Below are 20917 nucleotides of genomic sequence, written 5' to 3'. Positions count from 1 at the left end.
TGTCAGAGCAGGTGGTCGGCCTTGCCGGCCTTGATGTCGCGGATCATCTGCCGGAGCGCCTCCCGGCTGTCGGTGAGGTAGTGGGCTTCCTGGCCGACGAGTGCGATGTAGCTGTTGCCCTGATCATCCGTCCCGAGTCGGTAGCAGCTGGCTCCCTCACCACAGAACGGTTCTTCCCATGTGATGCCGTGCACGGAGACTCCCCTCAGAGGTGACGTGCGATGTCGTGGATGAAATCCCGGGACTTCTCGGGTGGCAGCGCAATCCGTTCCATCCAGTCGAGGTGTGAACGGTATTTGGTCAGTTGCGCTTCCCCGTACAGGAATTCGGGCCCATGTGTACTGTCCACCTGCACCGTGTCCAGCTGCGGTACGGGGCCCTCGGAGTAGTTCACGGTCTGTCCCGCACCGGGGAAGGCGCCCGCGTCGAACGGGGTCACGCGCAAGGTGATGCGGCGGCGCTCCGACACGGCCAGAAGGTGTTCCAGCTGGGCGCGGGCCACCCTTCTGCCGCCGAACTGCATACGCAGCGCAGCTTCGTGGATGACGCCGACGTACTCCGGCGGTGTCACGCCGTCCAGGACCTGCTGGCGTTCCACGCGGTGGGCCAGGCGGAGGGCGACCTCGTGCTCGGGAAGAGCGGGCACGACGACGCGAAAGACGGCGAGGGCGTGATCGCTGGTCTGAAAGATCCCCGGGATGTGTACGGAATGGGCCGTCCGCATGCGCAAGGCGTGGGCTTCCAGCTCCGCGATGTCCAGGAGGCCGCTGGGGAGGGTGGGCCGGTAGCGTTCCCACCAGCCTCGGTGCGAGGGACGGGCCATGTCGGCCAAGGCGTTCACATACGCCTCGTCCGTGCAGCCGCAGGCGTCGGCGAGTGTGCGCAGACGGTCCTCGCTGATGGCGCGGAGACCCTGCTCGATGTTCGAGAGCCTGGAGCGGTCGACCCCGAGCAGCCTGGCCGCGTTCTCGGCAGAGATGTCGGCCGTGGTGCGCATCTTCCGGAGTTCGCTACCCAAACGCCGCTGACGTTCGGTCGGGGACGTTCGCGATGCCATGTCAGTCCTTCCGTGACCTTCCGTGCGAAGTCTGCCGTGCAGACCGCGCCTTGGACCACGTAAGGATTCAAATGTGCGGGAGTGGGTGGCCATTATGACCCCCAGCCCACTACATTCGGTGACGCACTGCTCACGCTGCGACGAGCTGGAAGTGCATCGCGCGGTCCTGCCCGCATCCTCCTGCCCTGGGAGGGGCGGTTCCGCGCCAGGGAGGCAAGCCACCGCTCATTCCGCAGCGCAAGAGCCACCTGTGCGCATCGACGCGAAAGAGAGACCGCCAACTCGCCACCTGTACAAAAGGGGAGTCAGTCATGCCGAAATCTCCGTGCGCCGCGCTCTGTCCGGCAGCCGCCGAGGAGCCCGCACCCGACCCGTACGCGTACCCGCAACCCAGCCGCCGCATCGCCGATCGTGGGCCGGCGCTCAGTCTCACTCTCCCCGGCGACCCGCGCAGCGCGGCGATCGGACGCAATGCCGTCACGGCCTCGCTGCGCGCGTACGGGCTCACTCCGTACACCTGGCCGACCGCGCTCGTGATGGGTGAGCTCGTGGGTGTCGCCGGCATGATGACCCCGGGCCACGATCTGTACGTCTCCGCGCGGCACCGCGACAACGCACTTCGACTGGCCGTCTGGGACCAGCACCCGCGCCACGCCGATCCCGATACCGTCGCCCTCTGTGCGGAGCGACGCCGGAGTGCCCTGTGGCTGCTGGATTCCGTCGTGGACGACTGGGGCGGGGAGTGGGGCGTCTGCGACGCGCTGCCGCCGCATGCGGGCATCAGGTCATGGGCCCGGCTGCCCAGGTGACGGAGGCCTCGCCGGGCCGCGGTCGTACGTGAGCAGGCACGCCGGAAAGGCTCCATGACTCCTACCGGCGGGTAAAGGTTGCACCGGTGGAGCCTTGTATCTGGATCATCCCCTTCTTAAGTTCAGGTGAACGTCAGTAGAACTTCAGGAAGTTATTCCATGCGTCGAGACATACCGCCCCTCGCCGAGGTGCGTCGCATTACGCAGAAGAAGCGCGATGCATGGTGGACCGTGCTCCTGGTCGACCCCGTAGCCACACCCCTGGTGCGGTTCGTTGCCAGGCGCACCCGTATTACTCCCAACCAGATCACCTGGGGCGCGCTGGTCCTGGGGCTGGTTGCCGCCGCCTGCTTCGCCAAGGGCGACTGGTACTGGTTGATCGCCGGCGCGCTGGTCTACCACCTGAGCTTCATCCTTGACTGCATGGACGGCAAGGTCGCCCGTCTCACCGGTCAGGGGTCTGTGTTCGGCGCCTGGCTGGACTACATCTTCGACCGGATACGGGTCATGGCGTGCGCCATCGCCCTCATGGCCGGCCAGTACTCCCGCACCGGTGAGATGATCTATGTCTGGCTCGCTGCCGTGGTCGTCTTCCTGGACGGCCTGCGGTACATCAACTCGCTGGAGATCTTCAAGACCCGGCACACGATGCGCAAGCAGATCAAGTCGCGCATCCGGTCAGCCCGTCGAGCCGAGAACCAGGCGGAGCTCGCCTTCATGGAGGACCTGCTTCGGGACAACCCCGAAGCCGACATCGAGCACGATGCAACCAGCCTCCCTGCGCGGGAAGAGGCGCCCTCCGGTCCAGTGACACTCGCCGCCTCCCGAGGGCAAGTGATCGATCTGCAACAGGAGTTCCGTCACCGCTTCCCCGGCTACCTGCGGTTCCGCTCGTTCATGCTGCGTCACCGCATCCGCACCCATCTGATCAGTGGCATCGAGTTTCAGATGAGCGTGTTCATCATCGGCCCGCTCCTGGACCAGGTCATCGGTGCCACTGTCGTCAGCGCGGCACTGCTGCTGGTCTTCGAACTGGCCATCGTCTACAAGCTGCTGTTGTCCACCCGGGACTTCACGCGCACGATGAGCTCCTTCGAACAACAACAGCAGAACATCACGACTGCGGCCTGACCTCCGGCGGAGGGTGATGGCCAAGAGCAAGGGCCGGAAGAGGAACCGGCGATGTCGAGCGTGCGTGGGCTCACAGGTCATCGGGACCGTCGTCGCGCAGCTTCCGCCAGAGGCGGGTGCGGTGCAGCACGTAGAGGGCGATGGACAGGACGATCGCCTGCAGCCCCACAGCCAGCAGCCAGAAGACGGTCGTGCTCTCCAACTCATCGGTCATGTACGTGAAGTTCATGCCGAAGAATCCGGTCAGGAACGTCAGCGGCAGGAAGATCGTCGACACGATGGCCAGCCGGTTGATCACGCCGTTCTGCTCGCCGGACACGAGGGAGGAGTAGCTGACGAAGGCTCGCCGGGAGGCGTCCTGGAGAGACGCGATGTCCGTGAGCACCGACCTCGCAGCGCGTTGGTACGAGCGGGCGAGCCTCTGCCGCTCCTCCGGGAAGCTGCCGCTCATCATCCTCCGCGTCAAGGTCTCGTCCGTCGCCTCCAGGTAGGGCAGGAGCGAGTGGTGCAGGAGGGCCGCGCGCCGTCGTAGCCGTGCCAGACGATAGACCTGCTGGGGCCGGCGTCGCTGGAACATCTCGTCCTCGAGGTCCTCCACCTCCAGCAGAGCCTGCACGGCTGAGTGGCGAAAGGTCTCCAGGGCCTCTTCCAGCAGCAGGAACAGCGTGGCCACGGTGTCGGAGGGCCTTTCGTGCGGCAACCGGGCGGTGAGGCTTCCGATCGGTTCGACCGGCCCTCGGTGAGCTGTGACCAGGTACCGTTCGGTCACGAAGGCGTGGATATGAGTGACCTGGCCTGCCTCGACGACCGGTACGACGAACCCGGCGCTCTCTCCGAGGAACTCGGCACGCACGGCTTCGCCCTCCCTGCCGAGCCACGCCAGGTCCTCGGCTTCCAGACCGAGCTGGTGGGCGACCGGCTGTTCGTCGGGCGGTGCCTCCTCGGGCAGCTCGATGTCCACGATCAGAAAACGGGATGCCGCGAGACGCTCACGTGCCTCCGACACGTGTGTACGAGTAACGATGCCTTCCGGCATCGACACCACCGATACGATCATCGTCCCTCATCGTGGATCACCGGCTGCAGCACCTTTCAGCGTGTGCAGACCCCGACGTCCACGCACACGGAGGAACCCGTTCGCACCGCCGGTGGCCCCGAACGGGTGAGGGCCGCGCCGCCGGCGTCCGTAGGCGTGCCGACCGATGACCGGCGTCAGTTGCCGCCCTGGTGGAGGCTCTGCAAGGTCACCGGGACGCCGATACCGGAGAATGCTCCTGCAGACCTGCCTTGGAGATCGGCGGCCATGTCCCGGATCGCGGGGAGCCGGGCGAACAGCGCATCCCCGGGGCAGTCGGTCTCATTGGCGTCGCGATGGCCGGAGATGGCATTGAATTCGGCCGAAGTGCCCTTGGCATAGCGGCTCTTGTCATTGGTGGACGTCAGTCGCACCTTGCTGCGGGGGTCGACACCGCGCAGGCCGAGTTTCCAGGCGGCGAGGGCCGCGATCGAGTGCTCCATGGGGGCCGGCACCGCCGTCCCTCGTCCGAAGGTGCCGATCGCCGCGATCCCCGCGGTGCCCCGGTTGAACCCCTGGGTGTGGGAGCCGACGACGGGGCGGTCGACACCCCCGGCGCGGCCTTCGTAGATGTTGCCGCATCGGTCGACGAGGAAGTTGTAGCCGAGGTCTCCCCAATTCCGGTCGTGGGTCTGGCCCGCATACAGGTTGCGCAGGGTGAGCGGGACGTCCGCGCAGTTGTAGTCGTTGGGGGTGTCGGTGTGGTGGATGAAGATCGCTGTCACCCCTCCCGTGTAGTGGGCATGGGCGTCGCGCTGGGTCTCGTCGGCCCGCCACTGCGCACGCGACACGATGGCGGGCCGAAGCGCCGCACGGGGGAATGTCACCGGCGTCGCTCCGAGGGTGGGGTACGGCCATGTGGAATCGACGGCCGGCTCCGGAACGGTTTCGGTCCGCTGCGCCGAGGGTGGGCTTTCCGGCATCGTCCCGCTGCCGGCCCTCGTCACCCCGGCCGGTGCCGCCAGGAGAGGAACGGCCAAAGGGACCGTGACCCACAGTGCCATTCGGTACAAACGCACAGGGAGACCCTCTTTGTCTTTCGCCGTGGGGACGGTGGGGGTGCGTACGCCCAACAGCTTTCCGGGCGGAGGTTCGCTGCGCGCGCCGGGTTACCGCATGCAGGGGAGCATGCCGACTCCCGCAAGGGTTCCGAAGCAGGGCCGCGCCGAGGCCCCGGCACCCGGCCGGGCGTACTGTCCGTGCCTGCCTGCCCGGACGCACGTACCGTGACGAAGGACTGCACAGGGTCGTCGCAGAGGTTCCGGCACGGAGGAGTGGACGTGAAGCTCGGCCTGCACTACTGGAACTACTCGCAACCCGCCGACCCCGCGCTCATCGCGCCCACGCTCGCCGAGGCGGCGCGGATCGCCGACCAGGGCGGGGTCGCTTCGTTCACCGTGATGGACCACTACTTCCAGATGGAGACCCCGCAGAGCACGGCCGACGAGCCGATGCTGGAGGGGTACACGGCCCTCGGATTCGTGGCGGCGCTGACCCAGCGGATGACACTCGGCCTGATGGTCACGGGGGTGATGTACCGCCATCCGGGCCTGCTGGCGAAGATCGTCACCAGCCTCGACGTGCTGTCCGGCGGCCGGGCCGTGCTGGGTCTCGGCGCCTCCTGGTACGAGCGGGAGCAGCGCGGACTCGGGGTGCCGGTCGTCCCGGTCGCGGAGCGGTTCGAACGGCTGGAGGAGACGCTGCAGATCTGTCTGCAGATGTGGAGCGAGGAGAACGGCCCGTACGAGGGGCGGCACTACCGGCTGGACGAGACGCTGTGCATGCCGGAGCCCATCGGCGAGCGGCCGCCGATCATGATCGGCGGCGGTGGCGAGAAGAAGACGCTGCGGCTGGTCGCCCGGTACGGGGACGCGTGCAACCTGTTCGCCACCGATGTGGACGAGGTGGCCCACAAGCTCGACGTACTGCGGGTGCACTGCGCGGCGGCGGGCCGCGACTACGACTCCATCGAGAAGACCCTCATGTTCAACAGGCCGGTCCTGGACGAGACCGATGCGTTCCTCGCCGACGTCGAGGAGTACGCGGAGCTCGGCATCACCGCCGTCCAGGTGCTGCCGGACCGGCACCCGGTCAGTTTCACCGAACAGCTTGCCGCACGCATCGTGCCCAGGCTCGACACGATCGGCTAGACCGCCCGGGAGCCGTGTGCAGCCGGTTGCGGGTTGCTCCGTGCCAGGAGACCGCTCCTGTTCCGCGGCACCGACGGCGTAGTCGATCAGCAGAGCGGCGACGGAACGCGCCGACGCCCCGGGGCGGTCGCTGTCGAGTGCGGGCGACAGCACCGTCGTGGTCCACGGCCGACTGCTCGCCGACGGCTTGGGGGGTCTGCGGACGCACTCGATTTCCAGGGAGAACTCCATGCGCTACACGACCTTCGGCCGCCGTACCGGGCTGCGCGTCTCCCAGTACGCACTGGGTACCGGCAATTTCGGCACCGGCTGGGGCGCCGGGGCCGAGCCCGACGAGGCGCGCCGCATGTTCGACCGGTTCGCCGAGGCCGGCGGGAACTTCCTCGACACGGCGGACCACTACCAGTTCGGTGAGTCGGAGACGCTGCTGGGACAGTTCCTCGGCGCGGACCGGGAGGACTTCGTCCTGGCCACGAAGTTCACCAACGGCGCCGCTCCGCAGCCGGGCCTGTCGCGGACCGGCAACAGCCGGAAGAACATGCGCCACTCGGTCGAGGCGAGTCTGCGGCGCCTCGGCACCGACTACATCGACCTGCTCTGGGTGCACTTCCCCGACGGCCTGACGCCGGTCGAGGAGATCCTGCGCGGCCTCGACGACCTCGTCGGCCAGGGCAAGATCCTGCATGCGGCACTGTCCAACTTCCCCGCCTGGCGAGTCTCCCGCGCCGCGACGCTGGCGGACCTGAAGAACTGGGCGCCCGTCGCCGGAATCCAGGTCGAGTACAGCCTGGTCGAGCGGACCGCCGACCGTGAGCTGCTGCCGATGGCCGAGAGCCTCGGGCTCGGCACCGCCCTGTGGTCCCCGCTCGGCGGAGGGCTGCTGACCGGCAAGTACCGCGGCAGCGCGGAAGGCCGGCTCAGCGATCTGAAGACCCTGGTGCACACCGAGAGCAGCGATCAGAAGGCCGCGATCGTCGACACCGTCATTGCCGTCGCCGAGGAGACCGGGGCGCCCCCGGCCCAGGTCGCGGTCGCCTGGATCAACGAGCGGGCCGCACGCGCGGCGACCTCCCAGATCCCGATCGTCGGCCCGCGCACAGTGAGCCAGCTCGACGACTACCTGGGCGCCCTCGACGTCGTCCTCACGCCCGAGCAGTACACCCGCCTCTCCGAGGTCAGTGCCGTTCCGCTGGGTGTGCCGCACGAGGCGAGCGCAGGTGTCCGGGACAGGGTCCAGGGCGGGGACGCCTCGCTCTTCGCCGCCCCCGCCGTGCCGGTCGCCTGAGCCGGTTCAGGTCCTCATCGGCCGTCAGCCCGGGGCATCGGCAAGCTGAGCGCTTTGGGGCCCGTCCCTGGGCCCGTGGGCCCACGCCTCCGTCGGCTGCGCTCATTACGCTCGTGACCGACCGAATGTGAGCTGAAGACTTGCCGCCGCCGAGCGGTGATTCGACGTGCTCATACGCACATCCGAAGAGGTGCCCCCACACTCTTATGAGGTGAAGCGTCGATGAAAGACGGTTTCTTCCACTCGTACCATCTCGGCTGGAGCCGACTCGATGCCGAGTCGCTGCTCGGGGATCTCGGCGCGGCGGGGCTGCGGCTCGACCACCCCGCCACCGGCCGCATCACACTGGTCAGTCCCGGCTCCGAACCGCCGGCCACCCAGGCGCGGGTGACCTGGGAGCAGCTGGTGACCGTGGCGGGCCTGCAACGGCTCGACGAGATCAGCTTCCTGCTGTGGGTGAAGAGCGGCGCCGAGGTGTACGCGCGCATCCGTCGTACGAGGGATGGCGTCGTCGCTCTCGAATTCGGACTCCATGGGCTGTCCCAGGACGATCAGGAGCTGGCCGTCCGCGCGATCAGGGAGGCGATCGGCAGGGCCTCCGTGCTCTGCATCGGCTTCGTGGTCGACCGGGAGGGGGCATCGGTGGCGACCGACTGGGACGGGGTCATCGTCAACGGCACCACACTTTTCGACAGTTGGCCGGACACGCTGGCCGTACGGCACGAGGTGGCGGCGGTGCAGCCGCAGTTGTCGGGTGTGGCGTCGTTCGAGCAGTCGCCGTGGATGCTGTTCGGCAGCGAGGTCCCCAGCCGGTAGCGGCCGTCCGGCCTGCGCCCCGAAGGGCCCGTGCAGGCCTCGGACCCGGCCGCCGCACCGGTGCGGCGGCCGGCAGCCCTCAGACCCAGCCCCGCATCGCCACGAACGCGTACAGCAGGCCCAGCGAGAACACCGTCAGACCGGCCGCGAACACCGCGGGCATCAGCACCGGCCCCCATGCCCGCGGCCCGGCCACCGTGGCGCGCTTCTCCGGGTCCGCCGGATCGTACGTGACCCGGATCGGTGCCCCGACCTCGAAGCCGAACGGGCCCGGCGCATGGTCGACGAACTCCATGTCGCGGCCGTCGAGCGTGCGGAACGCGAACACGTACTCCGTCGCGTACCCACGCTCCCGGTCCGCCCCCCGGTCCACGACCCGGCGCTCCGCACACCGGCCCTCGACCTGTACCCCGTGCCGGATCAGGCTCAGTACCCGGCCCAGCCGCAGCGCCGAGCGCACGGCGAACGCACCGAGGAACAGGCCGAACAGCAGCAGGAAGGTCGCGGTGCCGCCGGGCAGAACATTCATGAACGCCAGTCCTCCACGGGCTACTTCACGGTGATCGAGCCGACGAAAGCGTCGAGATCCTTCGCGCTCAGCGAGCCCTTCACCGCGTTGATCCGGATGGCGAACGGTACGTCCTTCGAGTCGACCCCCGCCACCACGACCCCTGTCATCCGGGTGCCGCTCGCCGGGGTCTGCTCCTTGCCGGACGAGGTGAACTCGTAGTCGATCCGACGCGCGTCCCGGGCGCTCTCCTCGCCCGCCAGCCGCACATCGGAGGTGGCCTTACGGGTCGCACCGAGGCCGATGCCCGCGCCCGCCGCGGCGGCGGCCTCGCCCGCGTCGTCGACGCCCGTGGCGAAGTCGAGCTGGACCGAGACCATGCCGGTGCGCAGCCCGCCCTCCGTCTTGAGCGCGACGGCCGCGTTGCTCTTGCTGCGGTCGGCCGCGGACTGCTCCTTGTATCCCTTGTCCTTCGGGTAGCCGACGGACAGGCTCTTCGTGTCGAGCTTGTCCCAGCCGGCCGGGACGGCGCCCGCGTCCGAGGAGCCGCAGCCGGTGAGAAGGGTGAGACCGATGGCGGCGGCAACAGCCGCGCCGAGCGTCCGGGACCTGTTCACTGCCGCCCTTGCCGTTGCCGCTGCCATGGTCCGTTCATCGCCTCTCGTCGTGCGTGGTGCCGGGTGGTGCCGCCGGTGCTGCGGGGTGCTCAGTTCGCGCAGTAGCTGTACGGAAGGAAGCTGCGCTTGTCGCCCTGCGGAGCTCCGAGGAAGTGCGCGTCCGTCAGTGTCTCCTTCTTGTGCTCGTCCGAGATGGAGAACCCGAGACTCATGCCGAGCGAGACCTCGAAGCCGAACTCCTGGGCGTCCGTCTCGCCGTGGTACTGCATGGTGCTCGACAGGCCGTCCTGGAACATCATCTGGTCGAAGGGGTCCGTCCCGTCGGGCTTCTGCTGCAGCGACTTGTCGCCGAACATGTACTCGAACGGTGCGGTGTTGTTGCCGCTGCCGTCCAGCCACTTCTCGGCGATGGCCCGCTTGTCCTCGGTGGCCTTGTCGTCGTCCTTGCCGAAGATGATCGAGTTCGTCTGGACCTCGATGCCGGTTTCGCCGGACGAGTCGGTGACACTGCCCTTGCCGCCGCGCTTGTCGCCGTCCTTCTTGCCGTTGTCGCCCTTGGCCTCGCCCTTGTCGGACGTCGAGCCCGTCTCGACCGTCTTCGTCATGTCGATACGGACGATCTTGCCGGTCTTCTGGTCACGGGTGACGGTGATCGCCCCGGTGCGGGTGTCCTTCGCGCCGGCCGTGCCGGTGAGCGGGCCCGCCGTGCCGCCGACCTTGCCCTCGAGTTCGAGCTTGGCGGTGTACGTGTACGACTCGTTGCCGTTCACGTCGTCCTTGGTGATGGTCACGTCGGGGGAGAACTTGGCCTTGCCGCCCAGCTTGGCGCCGAGCTGGGACTCGTCGCCCGCGCTGATGTTGAGACCGCCGTCGGCGTACACGTTGAGACCGATGGTCGAGTAGGAGATCTTCTTGTCGCCGATCTTCTTCTCGACGTCCTCCTTCTTCTCGGCCCACTTCATGCCCGAGTACCAACCGCCGCCGTAGCCGCCGCTGTACTTGGTCGAGGTCTCCCACATCTTCATTTCCTCGATGTCGTCCCGCATCTTCTTGGCGTCCTCCTCGCTCTTGAAGACCCAGGTGTCACCGTTGGTGATCTTGACGCCGCCGCCGACGTCGACATCCGCCTTGCCGAGCTTGCCGAGCTTGACGCCGGGCGTACTGCCGCTGGCGCCGACGGACGCGGCGTCCGTGAACGTCATGTAGACCAGCTTGTCGTTCTCGTCGACCTTGCCGTCCTCGTTCACATCCGTCTTGGCCTGGCTGACCTTCTGCTGGAAGCCGTACTCGTTGCCCCACTCGAACCAGCCGATCTTCACCTTGTCGCCGACGGTGTCGGAAACGCTGGAGACCTGGCACAGCTTGGGCTCGTAGTCGGCATCGGTCTTCGGCTTCGCGGTCGGGTCCCCGCCGCCCGTCGTGCATCCGGCACTGCCGCCGCCCATCGAACTGATCGCACACCGGATCCGGTCGCCGATCTGCCCGCCGACACCCGCCATCGCCATCGCGCCGATCAAGGTGACGACGAGGACGATCACCCCCAGGTACTCCATGGCGGTGGCACCGCTGTCGCGCCAGGTGTACGAGTTCGGCGCGGCGGGCTCCGTCTCGTCGGCCTCCAGCAGCCGGTCGACGGCCAGCCCCACGGCAGAGCCGGTGACCAGCACCACCACCGGCATCAGCACACCCTCGACGCCGACGACATGCCACGAGACGTAGAGGCCGTACGCGAGCCCGACGACCGGAACACCCAAGGTGGCGAGCAGATACAGGAGACGTGACTCGCGCTGCTCGTCGGGCAGGACGCGGGCGGCGGCCAGGGTGGTGAGCAGGGTGGTGATGACGCTGGGCACATGCAGGAGCGCCAGCCGCCAGGTGAAGACCTGGAGCCGCTCATCGGTGGCGAGCGTCTCGACGAGCCCACGCGTCACCAGGATCCCGGCGAAGACGTAGACGAGGGCGCCGACGGCCCAACTGCGCGTCAGGGGAAAGAACACACCTCCGCCGCGCTCCCGCGGTATGTGGCCCCCGCTTCCGCTTCTCCAGCCGCCGCCACTTCTCACGGTCTTCCCCTCCGCCACTGACTCGCACTGCCTGCCCGCCCCGCTGCCGAACCTCGGGTGTGGCGTGAGCGTACGGGCGGGCGGACCGGATGACCTGGGCCCTTGGCCCCAAGTTCGGGCCCAAGTCCGGTGACGGAGGCGCGGGGTGACGGGTGATCGGGTGGTTGGACGTGGGCCCGGGCGGCCCGCCCGGTCGGCCGGGGGACTCGCCTCCCGATGGGCGGGTTGCAGGTGGGTGCTCATTGGGGTCCGAGGACCCAAGACGGGTGCACCGCACGCTCGTTAGCGTCGAAAACATGTCACATCTGGGGGAGTTGCGTCGTCGGATCCGACGGTGGTCACAAGGTTCCCGGCCGCGTACGGACGTCCGGTTGCTGGGTCTGCGCCGCCGGCGCGATCGGGGGCAGGGGGCCTTGGAGTACCTGGGCCTGGTCCTGGTGGTCGTGGCGATCGTCGGCGCTCTGGTGGCGACGGGGATCGGTGCGGAGCTCACCGTGAAGATCGGTGCGCAGGTCTGCCGGATCGGAGGCGGCGGGAACTGCGGTGGTGACGGGAACACCGAGGCCCGGGACGGCGGTTCGGGCAAGCCCGGCACCGGGGATCCGGCGTCGGACCGCAACGACGACGGTACGCCGAGGACGCCGGCGCAGGTCGACTACGACAAGGCGCTGAAAGAGCTCCAGGACGCCCAGAAGGAAGAGACGTCCAACTCGGACAAGGCGAAGGAGGCCGCGAAGGAACTCGCGAAGATCCTCGCCGACGAGCTCGGGATCACCGACGCGCTGAACTGCATCACCAAGGGCGACATGGGCGCCTGCACGGAAACCCTGATCAACGTCCTGCTCAGCCTGATCGGGGGTGCCGTCGGGAAGCTGGGCGCGAAGTACGGCGCCCCGTGGAAGTGGAAGAAGGCCTACAAGCTCATCAAGAGCTTGAAGAAGCACGGTGGCGACCTCTACGACGCCCTCAAGGGACTGGTCAAGAACCGCAAGAAGGTCAAGGAAGCCGAGAAGAAGCTCGAGGACGCCCGGAAGAAGCTCGACGACGCGAAGAGGGACCCGCCGAAGAAGGACGACAAGCCCGACGAGAAGAAGCCCGACGAGAACCCGAACTGCAAGGTCAAGCACAGCTTCCTGCCGGGAACACAGGTGCTGCTCGCCGACGGGCGGAGCGTCCCCATCGAATCGGTGCGGACCGGCGACCGGGTCCGGGCCACCGACCCGTACAGCGACCGCACCCAGGGCCGACGCGTCGAGCGCACGATCACGACGTACGACGACAAGGACTTCACCCGGCTGACGTTCCGGACCACCGGCGGGCCTGCGGTGATCACCGCGACCGGCACGCACCCGTTCTGGGCGGTCGGCCGGCGGCAGTGGGTGGATGCGGACGACATCACGCCCGGTACGGAGTTGCGGACCGCGGACGGTTCCGTGCTCGCCGTCTCGGCCGTCGTCCGGTACACCCAGCGGCAGACCACGTACGACCTGACCGTCAACGGCATCCATACGTACTATGTGCTGGCAGGCGGCGCCCCCGTCCTGGTGCACAACAACTCGTGGTGCACCGACGAGGAACGCCTCGAGGATGCCGACGACATCGCCAAGGGGCACGCGGACAGCAAGCACGCGGGCGACTTCCCCGGGCTGTCGACCGACGATCTCGCCGAACTCGCCAAGGACGTGATCAAGAATCCGTCGCGGACCAAGGACCTGGGCAGCGGCCGGAAGGCGTTCCTCGGCAAGGACGGCACGACCATCGTGATCCACGATCCAATGAGCCCGGACGGCGGAACCATCTTCCGGCGGGACCCGGCGAAGCTCGAAGAGTACTGGGAAGGGCTGAACTGATGTCGGCAGGCGAAGTGGCGGCGAGCGAACTGCTCACGGCGGCCGAGACCGGACTCCTGCGGCGGGCGCTCCTGGAATGGGGCGGCCCGGCTCACTGCAGCGACCAGCTCGCCGTCGGCATGGGCTTCGCGGACGAGCAGGACCTGGTCGACCGGTGCGGCAGGCTGCGGGCTGCACTCGCCGACGACGCCCCGCTCGCCCCGGTGGACTGGGCGCGGACCCTGCTGGCCGTGGAGATCGTGTTCGTCAGCGACCTCGCCGGCACCGGCGTCGAATGGCGGACGACCACGGGACTCGGTGACGAGCCGACCATCATGATGCTGCGGTCGATCCAGCGGAAGCTGGCCAGGACGGTCAAGCCCTACTACGGGAAGAGCCCGAGGGACTGACGACGGATCGGCCTCGTCGCCGAGCTTGGGTCCCCGCCTGAGTCCTGGGGCCCAAGACGGGTCCGGGGCGGATCGCTAGCGTCGTGCCCCGGAAGTGTTCATGGCCCGCCCGTCTCCGCGTACGGACAACGACCGGGGCGGGCGCGGGACCGGAAGGGTGGACGGGTGAGGACTCGCTTTCAGACGGCGGAGCAGCTGGCGCTGACCGAGGAGGAGTCCCGGCTCCTGCAGCAGGGCCTGGTCGAGTGGAGCGGCCCGGCGCGCTGCACGGAGGAGTTCGCGGTGGCCATGGGCTTCGACGACGCGGCCGACCTGAACCGGAGGGGGGCCAGGATCCGTTCGGCGCTGGCGGCGAAGGAACCCCTGGAGCCGATGGACTGGGCGCGGGCGCTGCTCGCCACGGAGCTGGCGTTCGCCAGCGAGGTGGTCGGCTCGGGCTACGAGTGGTCCACGACGACCGGCTGGTCCGACGACACGACCGTGAAGGTCCTGCGCTCCACGCAACTGAAGCTGATCCGCACGGTGTCCCCGCTCGTCGGCCGCGGCCTGGGCACCCGGACCTGAGTGCTGTCGGACCACGCCGGGCTCGCGGGGCACGCGCCCTGATCCCGCCTGATCCGAAAGAAGGGCCGCTTCCTGAGCGCGGCTCCGGGTTGGGCCCGTGGGCCCACGCACCCGCCGCCGCCCGGTTGTTAGCGTGCGGACAGGGACGGGGCCCATGGTCGGAAACGGGGAACGATGAAGGCTCGTACAGCAGTCATGGCGGCGACGACAGCGGCGCTCTGCCTCGCGGCCGTGTCCTGCGGCCCGTCCGGCGGCGACTCGTCCCACGGCAAGGACAACGGCAGGGCGAGCAGTCCGTCGAGCGCGAAGCCGTCCGGCAACGACACTTCGTCCCCGCCCCCGCCGTCCTCCCCGAGCACGCTGCCGGCCGGCACCGGCAAGGTGCTCACCGAGGCGGAGCTGACCGAGGCCGCCCTGGCCACCGGCGACGTGGCCGGCTACGAGGTCACCCCGCTGCGGGGCAGTCAGGACACCGGCACGGAAAAGGCCGAGGACCAGGCCTGCCGGCCACTGGCCGCCGTGATCAACGGCGCTCCCGAACCCGCCGCGACCGCTACCGTCTTCCGTACCGTGGTGGACAAATCGGAGGAGGGAAGGGACGACCAGACCGTCGTCACCGAGATTCTCACCTCCCACCCGAAGGGCGCGGCCCAGCAGGTGCTGCGCGACGTCCGCGACGCGGTGCAGGCCTGCGCGGGCGGGTTCAGGACCTCGAGCGACGAGGGGCCGTCCACGTACAGCAAGGTCGATCTGCTGGATGCGCCGCGGGTGGGCGAGGAGAGCATCGCCTACCAGGTGACGGGGAACATCGAGGGCGACAAGGTGCCGCTGGTCTTCCGGCTCGTACGGAGGGGTTCGACGGTCGTCACGTTCTACGTCGCCGACTTCGTCGACGCGACGCCTCCGGAAATCCCGGCGGAAGTGGTCACTGCGCAGCTGGCCAAGCTCCCGTGACCCGCCCCTCAGCCGGCCTGGTCGATCTGCACCTGCACGCCCGGCCGCAGTCCCCACTTCTCCATCGTCCCGGCCTCCGACTCGAGCACATGACGGGATTGCAGCCGCACCATCCCGAGCCGCCCCGGCTTCATCGTGTGGACCGCCACCACGTTGAACTTCCGGTCCAGGTACGCCACATCGATCGTGAACCGCATCCCGAACGTGTGCACACTCCCGCACGGGGTGATCATCAGCGCCCCGTCGATCCCGTCCTGCCCGAGAAGCCCCTTCGACCGGGCCCGGTACGAGGCGGCGATCCGCAGCGGTATCTCCAGCCCCGGTCCCCCCTCCCGGTCCCCGACCGTCAACGTCCCGTTGCCATTGCGCCATTGACCCATGGCGACGACGGTAGCGCCCGGTGACAACCACTGGGCCCGAAATGACGAGCAGTGGGCCCCAGGGCCCATGACCGCATGTGCGTCGGCCGCCTAGGGTCGGTTCCGTGTACGTCATGCTGACAGGCGTCGCCGCGCTCTGGGGCGCCGCGACCGGACTGCTGGTCCCGCGCGCCGCGTACCGGTTCTCCGTCGAACCGGAGGACGCATGGCGGGACACCTGCCCCGCCGGCCACCCCTTCAGTGGGGTGGCCCGCGGCTGGCTCGGCTCCACACGGTGTGCGGCGTGTGCCGCGGGTGCCGCGGTGCGTACGACTGCGCAGCCGAAGACGGCCGCGGTGCCGGCCCCACCCGACGAGCGGGACGGGGCCGCCGAGCCTGCCGAGGTCGCCGAGTCGGCGGACGCGAGCACGAAGGAAGGCGACGGTCGGGAAGGGGACCTCCGCACCGAACCGGTCGCGCGTTACGCCCCCGCCGTCCTTGCCCCTGTCGCCAGCACCCTCGGCTGCGCCGCCCTCGCCGCGGCCACCGGGCTCCGGCCCGAGCTTGCCGTCTGGCTGCTGCTCGCCCCTGTCGCCGTACTCCTCGCCACCATCGACCGCCGCGTCCACCGGCTGCCCGACCGGCTGACGCTGCCGCTCGCCGGTGCGGCCGTCGTACTGCTGGGTGGTGCGGCGCTGCTTCCGGAGCACGCCGGTTCGTGGCTGTCCGCCCTGCTCGGCGGCCTCGCCCTCGGTGGCTTCTACTTCCTGCTCTTCCTGATCAACCCGAACGGGATGGGCTTCGGCGACGTCAAGCTCGCCCTGTCACTGGGGGTGGCTCTCGGCTGGTACGGGTGGGCGGTCGTCTTCGCGGGCGGCTTCGCCGGGTTCGTGCTCGGTGCCGTGTACGGGTTCGGGCTGGTCATCCTGCGGCGGGCCGGGCGCAGGACGGGCATCCCGTTCGGGCCGTTCATGATCGCGGGCGCGCTGCTCGGGATACTGTTCGGCGGCCTCGCGGCCTGACCCGCCGGGGCACTCGGAATTCGGTCGCGCCCACGAATGTGCGGTGACACCATCCCCGCATGCCCGGAACATCCGAAGAGGAACGCACACGCTTCGAAGCGCTCGTCGCCGAGGCCGCCGCCGTCTCCGTCGACGGCTGGGACTTCTCCTGGCTCGACGGCCGGGCCACCGAACAACGCCCCTCCTGGGGGTATGCGCACGCCATGGCCGAGCGGCTGGGCCGGGCGCGGGCGGCCCTGGACATCCAGACCGGCGGCGGCGAGGTCCTCGCCTCCGCCTCGAAGCTGCCGCCGTTGACCGTGGCCACCGAGTCCTGGCCGCCGAACATCGCCCGCGCCACCGCCCTTCTGCACCCGCTCGGAGCGGTCGTGGTCGCCGACGCCGACGAGCCGCCGCTGCCGTTCGGGGACGCGGCCTTCGACCTGGTGGTCAGCCGGCATCCGGTGACCACGTGGTGGGCGGAGATCGCGCGCGTGCTGAAGCCCGGTGGTACGTACTTCTCGCAGCAGGTCGGTCCGGCCAGCGTCTTCGAACTCGTCGAGTACTTCCTCGGCCCGCAGCTCCCCGAGGCCCGCGGTGCCCGCGACCCGCAGCGGGCCCGCGCCGACGCGGAGGCGGCCGGGCTCGAAGTCGTCGACCTACGGCTGGAGACGCTGCGTACCGAGTTCTTCGACATCGGCGCCGTCGTCTACTTCCTGCGGAAGGTGATCTGGATGGTGCCCGGCTTCACGGTCGAGCAGTACCGGCCGCAACTGGCCGCCCTGCACCACCTCATCGAGACCGAGGGGCCGTTCGTCGCGCACACCACCCGCTTCCTGATCGAGGCCCGCAAGCCGCAGCGGCCGTAAACGTGGCGACGCTCGCTGTGCCATCACTCTCCCTTCACCGGCGTACGCCCAAAATGATGCGACCCTGGGCGGTGAGCGCACGGGGAAGGAGCAGGCCATGAGGGTGGAGAACGGCGAGGAGGCCTCCCGCAGCACGCGGCAGGGCAACGCCGAATGGCTCAGAGGGGCACGGGTCGTCGGTGTCCTCGGCCTCTTCTACCGGCCGGAGGGACGGATGGGGGAACCGGAGGCCGTCGAGTTCCTGTTCTCCGACAGCCAGTCGTTGCTCCTGACCTGCGCCTCCGACTGGACCCTGCATATCGGCCCCGGCACCTGGCCGCGGCTGCCCGACTGGTGCGTACCCGCCGGCCAGTGGGAGTTCGCCGCCCTGCCGCACCTGCCGGAACCGCCCGACGGCGGCTGGACGGTCACCCGCACGGAGGAGCTCCGGGACGAGCGCGGCGAGGTGCACCAGGCCGTCATCCGGTGCGAGGGCGGACGCTTCGTCGTCATCGGCGGGGACACGGTCGCGATCCGCTACACCCGAGGCCACCGCGGCGCGGAAGCGACCACCTGAGAACACAAGCGACCGGCTACCGGGCAGGCGCTAGGCGTGCGGCCCCACCGACACCTTTCCGACCGTCAGTTCCGGCTTCCCCTCCAGCACCACCCCCACCCGCTCCACCTGCTCCTCCAACTCCCGCAGCTGCCCGGCCGTGAGAGGGGACAGCGGCTCCACGGTCACCGCGATCCGGCGGCCCGAGCGGCGCTGGTGCCAGACCCCGGCGACCGTGCCGTCGATCAGCAGCACCGGGTGGTTCCCCGCCTGGCCACCCGCCAGCGCGCGGGTGTACGCAGCGCCCGGGAAGAGCCGCTCGCGCGGCTGCGACGCGATGGCGAACGCATCGAAGTAGGGGAGCAGCCGAACCCCGCGCGCCGGTCCGGCGGGGAAGTCGGTGTCGCCCGTCACCAGCCAGGCCGGCCCGTCACCGTCGTACGCCACCTCTTCGATCGCCCCGGCCCCGGCCTGCTCCGCGAAGACCGAAACCGCCCAACTGTTCGGCGCGGCAAGCCATTTCGCGAAGTGCTGCGGTGTGGCGGGCCCATACGCGTACAGATAGCGGTGTACGAGCCCGGCCAGCGCCTCCGGGCCGTCGAGCGGGGTGGCGCCCGGGTTGGTGTACGTGACCTTGCGGCCGCGGTCGGGGGCGAAGCACAGCACACCGCGGTGGCCCGCGAGATGCATCACCTGCCGCCAGCGCGGCCACATGTCCTGGAACGCGGGCATCACCCGGTCCCCGGCCCATGGCCCGGTGCGGGCGACCACCGCGTCGGAGAGTTCGTCGATCGTCAGCTCGGCCCCCGTCAGCGCGTCGCCGACCGCCGCGAGAACCTCCTCCGTCTGATCCGCGCTCAGCCGGACGTCCTTGCGGAACGGGCCGGTACCGGCCGGGATCGCGGACAACGCACCGGTCCACAAGGGCAGTTCGGCGGCCGTCAGCAGATGTACGGTTCCGTGCGGCCCATACGTCCTGACCAGGGTGCGGTCGTTCCACAGCGCCTTGCGCACGTCGGTACGCGTGGCGCCCGCCAGCCGCAGCCCCACGGACAGCTCGGCGGCGGACGACACCTGTGCATGCGCGGCGAGCATCGCCGCCACGGCACGGTCGGGGGAGGAGGTCATCGGGGCGGCGAGGCCCTGGCGTTCGATCCGGCGCGCGTTCGCCTGGGCCCAGGTCACGGTCGCGGTTCGTGTCGTCATGAGGTGGAAACTAGCGACCCATCAGGTCAGGGCGTGTCCCCTATGTGGTCCATGACCTCCGCGAGACGCACGGCTGCGGTCCTCGCCGGCGCGACGGTGCCCGTCCTGGCCCCGGCCCTCGCGGGCTGCGGGAAGGAGCGGGCACAGGCCGGCGCCGCGGCAGCGACCGCACCGGCGCTCACGACGAGGCCCACGCTCTCCGCCGGAGCGACCCGCCGCCGACCGGGTGAAGGCCGATGCCCAGGTCGAGCGGATCGAGGCGGCGCTCACTCCGATGGCCCAGGACCGGCACACCACCGGGGCCGAGGTCCGCAAGGTGACCGGTCGGCGGCCACCGAGCCCACTGCGGGGCCCGGACCCGGGAGGCACCGGTCCGGCGTCAAGGCGGCGCCGCCGACCGTCCGCCCTCTTCACACCCGCTCCCGGGCCCCGGAATCCGTGCTCGGACCGGAGTCCTGCGAATTCGGAGAGTAATTATGGAGCGGTGTGGCACGCAGCATCACTTACGAAGGGTTATGGTGGAAACCCCCCCTCGGGCCGGTCCGTATCCCCCCCCACGGACCGGCCCGATTTTTTGTGGGCCGGTGGTGCGGGTCCCGGGCGGGACCCGTGAAAACCGGACCGATCAGCCCCGTCCGGCCCAGATGTTGGTGCCCTCGGTGTCCACGGCGAAGGTGTCGATCTCCTTCAACTCCTCGGCGGACAGCGCCGGTCCGGCGAGCGCCGCGACGTTCTCCTCGAGCTGCTGCACACTCGAGGCGCCGATCAGGGCGGACGTCATACGGCTGTCCCGCAGCACCCAGTTGAGTGCCAGCTGGGCGAGGGACTGGCCGCGCCGCTGAGCGATGTCGTTCAGCCCGTTCAGCCGGCGGACCACCTCGTCCGAGAGCAGCTCCGGGCTGAGGGACTTGCCCTGGGTCGCGCGCGAACCCTCCGGGATGCCATGGAGGTACTTGTTGGTGAGCAGGCCCTGGGCGAGCGGCACGAAGGAGATACAGCCCATGCCGGCCGCCTCCAGCGTGTCCAGCAGCCCGTCGTCCTCCGTCCAGCGGTTGATCATCGAGTAGGACGGCTGGTGGATCAGGGCGGGCACACCCATCTCCTTGAGCAGCCGGGCGGCCTCGGCGGTCTGCTCCGAGTTGTACGAGGACACACCCACGTACAGCGCCTTGCCCTGCTGCACCGCGGAGGCCAGCGCACCCATCGTCTCCTCGAGCGGGGTGTCCGGGTCGAAGCGGTGCGAGTAGAAGATGTCGACGTAATCCAGCCCCATCCGCTTCAGCGAGGCGTCCAGCGACGACAGCAGATACTTGCGGGAGCCCCACTCGCCGTACGGGCCGGGGTGCATGTCATACCCGGCCTTGGTCGAAATGATGAGTTCGTCCCGGTACGGGGCGAAGTCCTGGTGGAAGAGCTTTCCGAAATTGAGCTCGGCGGAGCCGGGCGGCGGGCCGTAGTTGTTGGCCAGGTCGAAGTGGGTCACGCCGAGGTCGAAGGCGCGGCGCAGGATCGCCCGCTGGGAGTCCAGTGTGCGGTCGTCGCCGAAGTTGTGCCACAGGCCGAGCGAGACGGCAGGGAGCTTGAGTCCGCTGCGGCCGGTCCGGCGGTACTCCATGGAGTCGTAGCGCGAACCGGCAGCCCGGTAGGAGGAAGAAGAATCAGTCACGTTTCCCTCCTTA

Annotated in this window: 22 protein-coding genes; 12 read left to right on the top strand and 10 right to left on the bottom strand. The window is 69.3% G+C overall.

The window, feature by feature from the left end; genetic code table 11:
* Positions 1 to 2 precede the first annotated feature (2 nt).
* Positions 3 to 194, bottom strand: coding sequence for a hypothetical protein (locus OHA88_RS19515; RefSeq protein WP_328626471.1), 192 nt, complete (start codon positions 192 to 194; stop codon positions 3 to 5).
* An 11-nt stretch (positions 195 to 205) separates the two neighbouring features.
* Positions 206 to 1057 carry a helix-turn-helix domain-containing protein gene (locus OHA88_RS19510; protein ID WP_328626470.1) on the bottom strand — a complete coding sequence of 284 codons (852 nt, stop codon included), beginning with the start codon at positions 1055 to 1057 and terminating at the stop codon, positions 206 to 208.
* Between the two features lie 311 nt (positions 1058 to 1368).
* On the opposite strand from OHA88_RS19510, the gene OHA88_RS19505 reads away from it, so the two are divergent.
* Entirely contained in the window at positions 1369 to 1866 is a 498-nt protein-coding gene (locus OHA88_RS19505; protein ID WP_328626469.1) for an ATP-binding protein, read from the top strand.
* Between the two features lie 159 nt (positions 1867 to 2025).
* Entirely contained in the window at positions 2026 to 2997 is a 972-nt protein-coding gene (locus OHA88_RS19500) for a CDP-alcohol phosphatidyltransferase family protein (protein ID WP_328626468.1), read from the top strand.
* 70 nt (positions 2998 to 3067) lie between these two features.
* On the opposite strand, the gene OHA88_RS19495 is transcribed toward OHA88_RS19500, so the two are convergent.
* Positions 3068 to 4003: a CorA family divalent cation transporter gene (locus OHA88_RS19495; protein WP_328626467.1), complete on the bottom strand. Its 936-nt coding sequence runs from the start codon at positions 4001 to 4003 to the stop codon at positions 3068 to 3070.
* A 206-nt stretch (positions 4004 to 4209) separates the two neighbouring features.
* Positions 4210 to 4899 (bottom strand): peptidoglycan recognition protein family protein, encoded by a 690-nt coding sequence (locus tag OHA88_RS19490; protein WP_328626466.1) that lies wholly within the window; start codon positions 4897 to 4899, stop codon positions 4210 to 4212.
* Positions 4900 to 5352: 453 nt separating this feature from the next.
* On the opposite strand from OHA88_RS19490, the gene OHA88_RS19485 reads away from it, so the two are divergent.
* From OHA88_RS19485 to OHA88_RS19475, 3 genes are all read left to right on the top strand, one after another.
* A complete protein-coding gene (locus OHA88_RS19485) occupies positions 5353 to 6222 on the top strand; it encodes an LLM class F420-dependent oxidoreductase (RefSeq protein WP_328626465.1) in 870 nt (289 codons plus the stop codon).
* Positions 6223 to 6451: 229 nt separating this feature from the next.
* Positions 6452 to 7507 (top strand): aldo/keto reductase, encoded by a 1056-nt coding sequence (locus OHA88_RS19480; protein WP_328626464.1) that lies wholly within the window; start codon positions 6452 to 6454, stop codon positions 7505 to 7507.
* 222 nt (positions 7508 to 7729) lie between these two features.
* Positions 7730 to 8323, top strand: coding sequence for a hypothetical protein (locus OHA88_RS19475; protein WP_328626463.1), 594 nt, complete (start codon positions 7730 to 7732; stop codon positions 8321 to 8323).
* A 79-nt stretch (positions 8324 to 8402) separates the two neighbouring features.
* Here the strand turns inward: OHA88_RS19475 and OHA88_RS19470 are convergent, their stop codons facing one another.
* From OHA88_RS19470 to OHA88_RS19460, 3 genes are all read right to left on the bottom strand, one after another.
* Positions 8403 to 8852, bottom strand: a complete 450-nt coding sequence (locus tag OHA88_RS19470) for a DUF3592 domain-containing protein (protein ID WP_328626462.1) — start codon at positions 8850 to 8852, stop codon at positions 8403 to 8405.
* A gap of 20 nt (positions 8853 to 8872) precedes the next feature.
* Positions 8873 to 9475: a hypothetical protein gene (locus OHA88_RS19465; RefSeq protein WP_328626461.1), complete on the bottom strand. Its 603-nt coding sequence runs from the start codon at positions 9473 to 9475 to the stop codon at positions 8873 to 8875.
* 62 nt (positions 9476 to 9537) lie between these two features.
* A complete protein-coding gene (locus OHA88_RS19460; protein WP_443044254.1) occupies positions 9538 to 11511 on the bottom strand; it encodes a hypothetical protein in 1974 nt (657 codons plus the stop codon).
* A gap of 296 nt (positions 11512 to 11807) precedes the next feature.
* Between OHA88_RS19460 and OHA88_RS19455 the strand changes: the two genes are divergently transcribed.
* The 4 genes from OHA88_RS19455 to OHA88_RS19440 all read left to right on the top strand — a co-directional run bounded on the left by OHA88_RS19455 (position 11808) and on the right by OHA88_RS19440 (position 15268).
* On the top strand, positions 11808 to 13361 hold the full coding sequence (locus OHA88_RS19455; protein WP_328626459.1) for a polymorphic toxin-type HINT domain-containing protein: 1554 nt from the start codon (positions 11808 to 11810) through the stop codon (positions 13359 to 13361).
* On the top strand, positions 13361 to 13750 hold the full coding sequence (locus tag OHA88_RS19450) for a hypothetical protein (RefSeq protein ID WP_328626458.1): 390 nt from the start codon (positions 13361 to 13363) through the stop codon (positions 13748 to 13750). The genes OHA88_RS19455 and OHA88_RS19450 overlap by 1 nt, the downstream gene beginning before the upstream one ends.
* 165 nt (positions 13751 to 13915) lie before the next feature.
* Positions 13916 to 14314: a hypothetical protein gene (locus tag OHA88_RS19445; RefSeq protein WP_328626457.1), complete on the top strand. Its 399-nt coding sequence runs from the start codon at positions 13916 to 13918 to the stop codon at positions 14312 to 14314.
* Between the two features lie 195 nt (positions 14315 to 14509).
* The gene (locus OHA88_RS19440; RefSeq protein ID WP_328626456.1) at positions 14510 to 15268 is read left to right on the top strand and encodes a hypothetical protein; all 759 of its coding nucleotides are present in this window, start codon (positions 14510 to 14512) and stop codon (positions 15266 to 15268) included.
* 8 nt (positions 15269 to 15276) lie between these two features.
* On the opposite strand, the gene OHA88_RS19435 is transcribed toward OHA88_RS19440, so the two are convergent.
* The gene (locus tag OHA88_RS19435; RefSeq protein WP_267002473.1) at positions 15277 to 15648 is read right to left on the bottom strand and encodes a DUF192 domain-containing protein; all 372 of its coding nucleotides are present in this window, start codon (positions 15646 to 15648) and stop codon (positions 15277 to 15279) included.
* Between the two features lie 113 nt (positions 15649 to 15761).
* Between OHA88_RS19435 and OHA88_RS19430 the strand changes: the two genes are divergently transcribed.
* The 3 genes from OHA88_RS19430 to OHA88_RS19420 all read left to right on the top strand — a co-directional run bounded on the left by OHA88_RS19430 (position 15762) and on the right by OHA88_RS19420 (position 18053).
* The gene (locus OHA88_RS19430; protein WP_443044379.1) at positions 15762 to 16649 is read left to right on the top strand and encodes a prepilin peptidase; all 888 of its coding nucleotides are present in this window, start codon (positions 15762 to 15764) and stop codon (positions 16647 to 16649) included.
* 59 nt (positions 16650 to 16708) lie between these two features.
* Positions 16709 to 17497 (top strand): class I SAM-dependent methyltransferase, encoded by a 789-nt coding sequence (locus OHA88_RS19425; protein ID WP_328626454.1) that lies wholly within the window; start codon positions 16709 to 16711, stop codon positions 17495 to 17497.
* A gap of 97 nt (positions 17498 to 17594) precedes the next feature.
* Positions 17595 to 18053 (top strand): hypothetical protein, encoded by a 459-nt coding sequence (locus tag OHA88_RS19420; protein ID WP_328626453.1) that lies wholly within the window; start codon positions 17595 to 17597, stop codon positions 18051 to 18053.
* 30 nt (positions 18054 to 18083) lie between these two features.
* Here OHA88_RS19420 and OHA88_RS19415 read toward each other — a convergent pair whose 3' ends face one another.
* Both OHA88_RS19415 and mgrA read right to left on the bottom strand, forming a co-directional pair.
* Positions 18084 to 19238, bottom strand: coding sequence for a winged helix DNA-binding domain-containing protein (locus OHA88_RS19415; protein WP_328626452.1), 1155 nt, complete (start codon positions 19236 to 19238; stop codon positions 18084 to 18086).
* A gap of 625 nt (positions 19239 to 19863) precedes the next feature.
* On the bottom strand, positions 19864 to 20904 hold the full coding sequence (mgrA, locus tag OHA88_RS19410; protein WP_326605527.1) for an L-glyceraldehyde 3-phosphate reductase: 1041 nt from the start codon (positions 20902 to 20904) through the stop codon (positions 19864 to 19866).
* Positions 20905 to 20917: the final 13 nt, after the last annotated feature.

The sequence above is a fragment of the Streptomyces sp. NBC_00353 genome, assembly GCF_036108815.1.
Taxonomy (GTDB): domain Bacteria; phylum Actinomycetota; class Actinomycetes; order Streptomycetales; family Streptomycetaceae; genus Streptomyces.
The sequence above is the reverse complement of the archived record's forward strand: the minus strand, read 5'-3'. Positions and strand labels throughout refer to the sequence as shown.

What these genes read in the sequence shown, in the direction of transcription:
- OHA88_RS19510 (WP_328626470.1), bottom strand. Translation starts at nt 1,057, where the DNA reads ATGGCATCGCGAACGTCCCCGACCGAACGTCAGCGGCGTTTGGGTAGC.
- OHA88_RS19505 (WP_328626469.1), top strand. Translation starts at nt 1,369, where the DNA reads ATGCCGAAATCTCCGTGCGCCGCGCTCTGTCCGGCAGCCGCCGAGGAG.
- OHA88_RS19500 (WP_328626468.1), top strand. Translation starts at nt 2,026, where the DNA reads ATGCGTCGAGACATACCGCCCCTCGCCGAGGTGCGTCGCATTACGCAG.
- OHA88_RS19480 (WP_328626464.1), top strand. Translation starts at nt 6,452, where the DNA reads ATGCGCTACACGACCTTCGGCCGCCGTACCGGGCTGCGCGTCTCCCAG.
- OHA88_RS19475 (WP_328626463.1), top strand. Translation starts at nt 7,730, where the DNA reads ATGAAAGACGGTTTCTTCCACTCGTACCATCTCGGCTGGAGCCGACTC.
- OHA88_RS19470 (WP_328626462.1), bottom strand. Translation starts at nt 8,852, where the DNA reads ATGAATGTTCTGCCCGGCGGCACCGCGACCTTCCTGCTGCTGTTCGGC.
- OHA88_RS19465 (WP_328626461.1), bottom strand. Translation starts at nt 9,475, where the DNA reads ATGGCAGCGGCAACGGCAAGGGCGGCAGTGAACAGGTCCCGGACGCTC.
- OHA88_RS19455 (WP_328626459.1), top strand. Translation starts at nt 11,808, where the DNA reads ATGTCACATCTGGGGGAGTTGCGTCGTCGGATCCGACGGTGGTCACAA.
- OHA88_RS19450 (WP_328626458.1), top strand. Translation starts at nt 13,361, where the DNA reads ATGTCGGCAGGCGAAGTGGCGGCGAGCGAACTGCTCACGGCGGCCGAG.
- OHA88_RS19440 (WP_328626456.1), top strand. Translation starts at nt 14,510, where the DNA reads ATGGCGGCGACGACAGCGGCGCTCTGCCTCGCGGCCGTGTCCTGCGGC.
- OHA88_RS19435 (WP_267002473.1), bottom strand. Translation starts at nt 15,648, where the DNA reads ATGGGTCAATGGCGCAATGGCAACGGGACGTTGACGGTCGGGGACCGG.
- OHA88_RS19430 (WP_443044379.1), top strand. Translation starts at nt 15,762, where the DNA reads ATGCTGACAGGCGTCGCCGCGCTCTGGGGCGCCGCGACCGGACTGCTG.
- OHA88_RS19425 (WP_328626454.1), top strand. Translation starts at nt 16,709, where the DNA reads ATGCCCGGAACATCCGAAGAGGAACGCACACGCTTCGAAGCGCTCGTC.
- OHA88_RS19420 (WP_328626453.1), top strand. Translation starts at nt 17,595, where the DNA reads ATGAGGGTGGAGAACGGCGAGGAGGCCTCCCGCAGCACGCGGCAGGGC.
- OHA88_RS19415 (WP_328626452.1), bottom strand. Translation starts at nt 19,238, where the DNA reads ATGACGACACGAACCGCGACCGTGACCTGGGCCCAGGCGAACGCGCGC.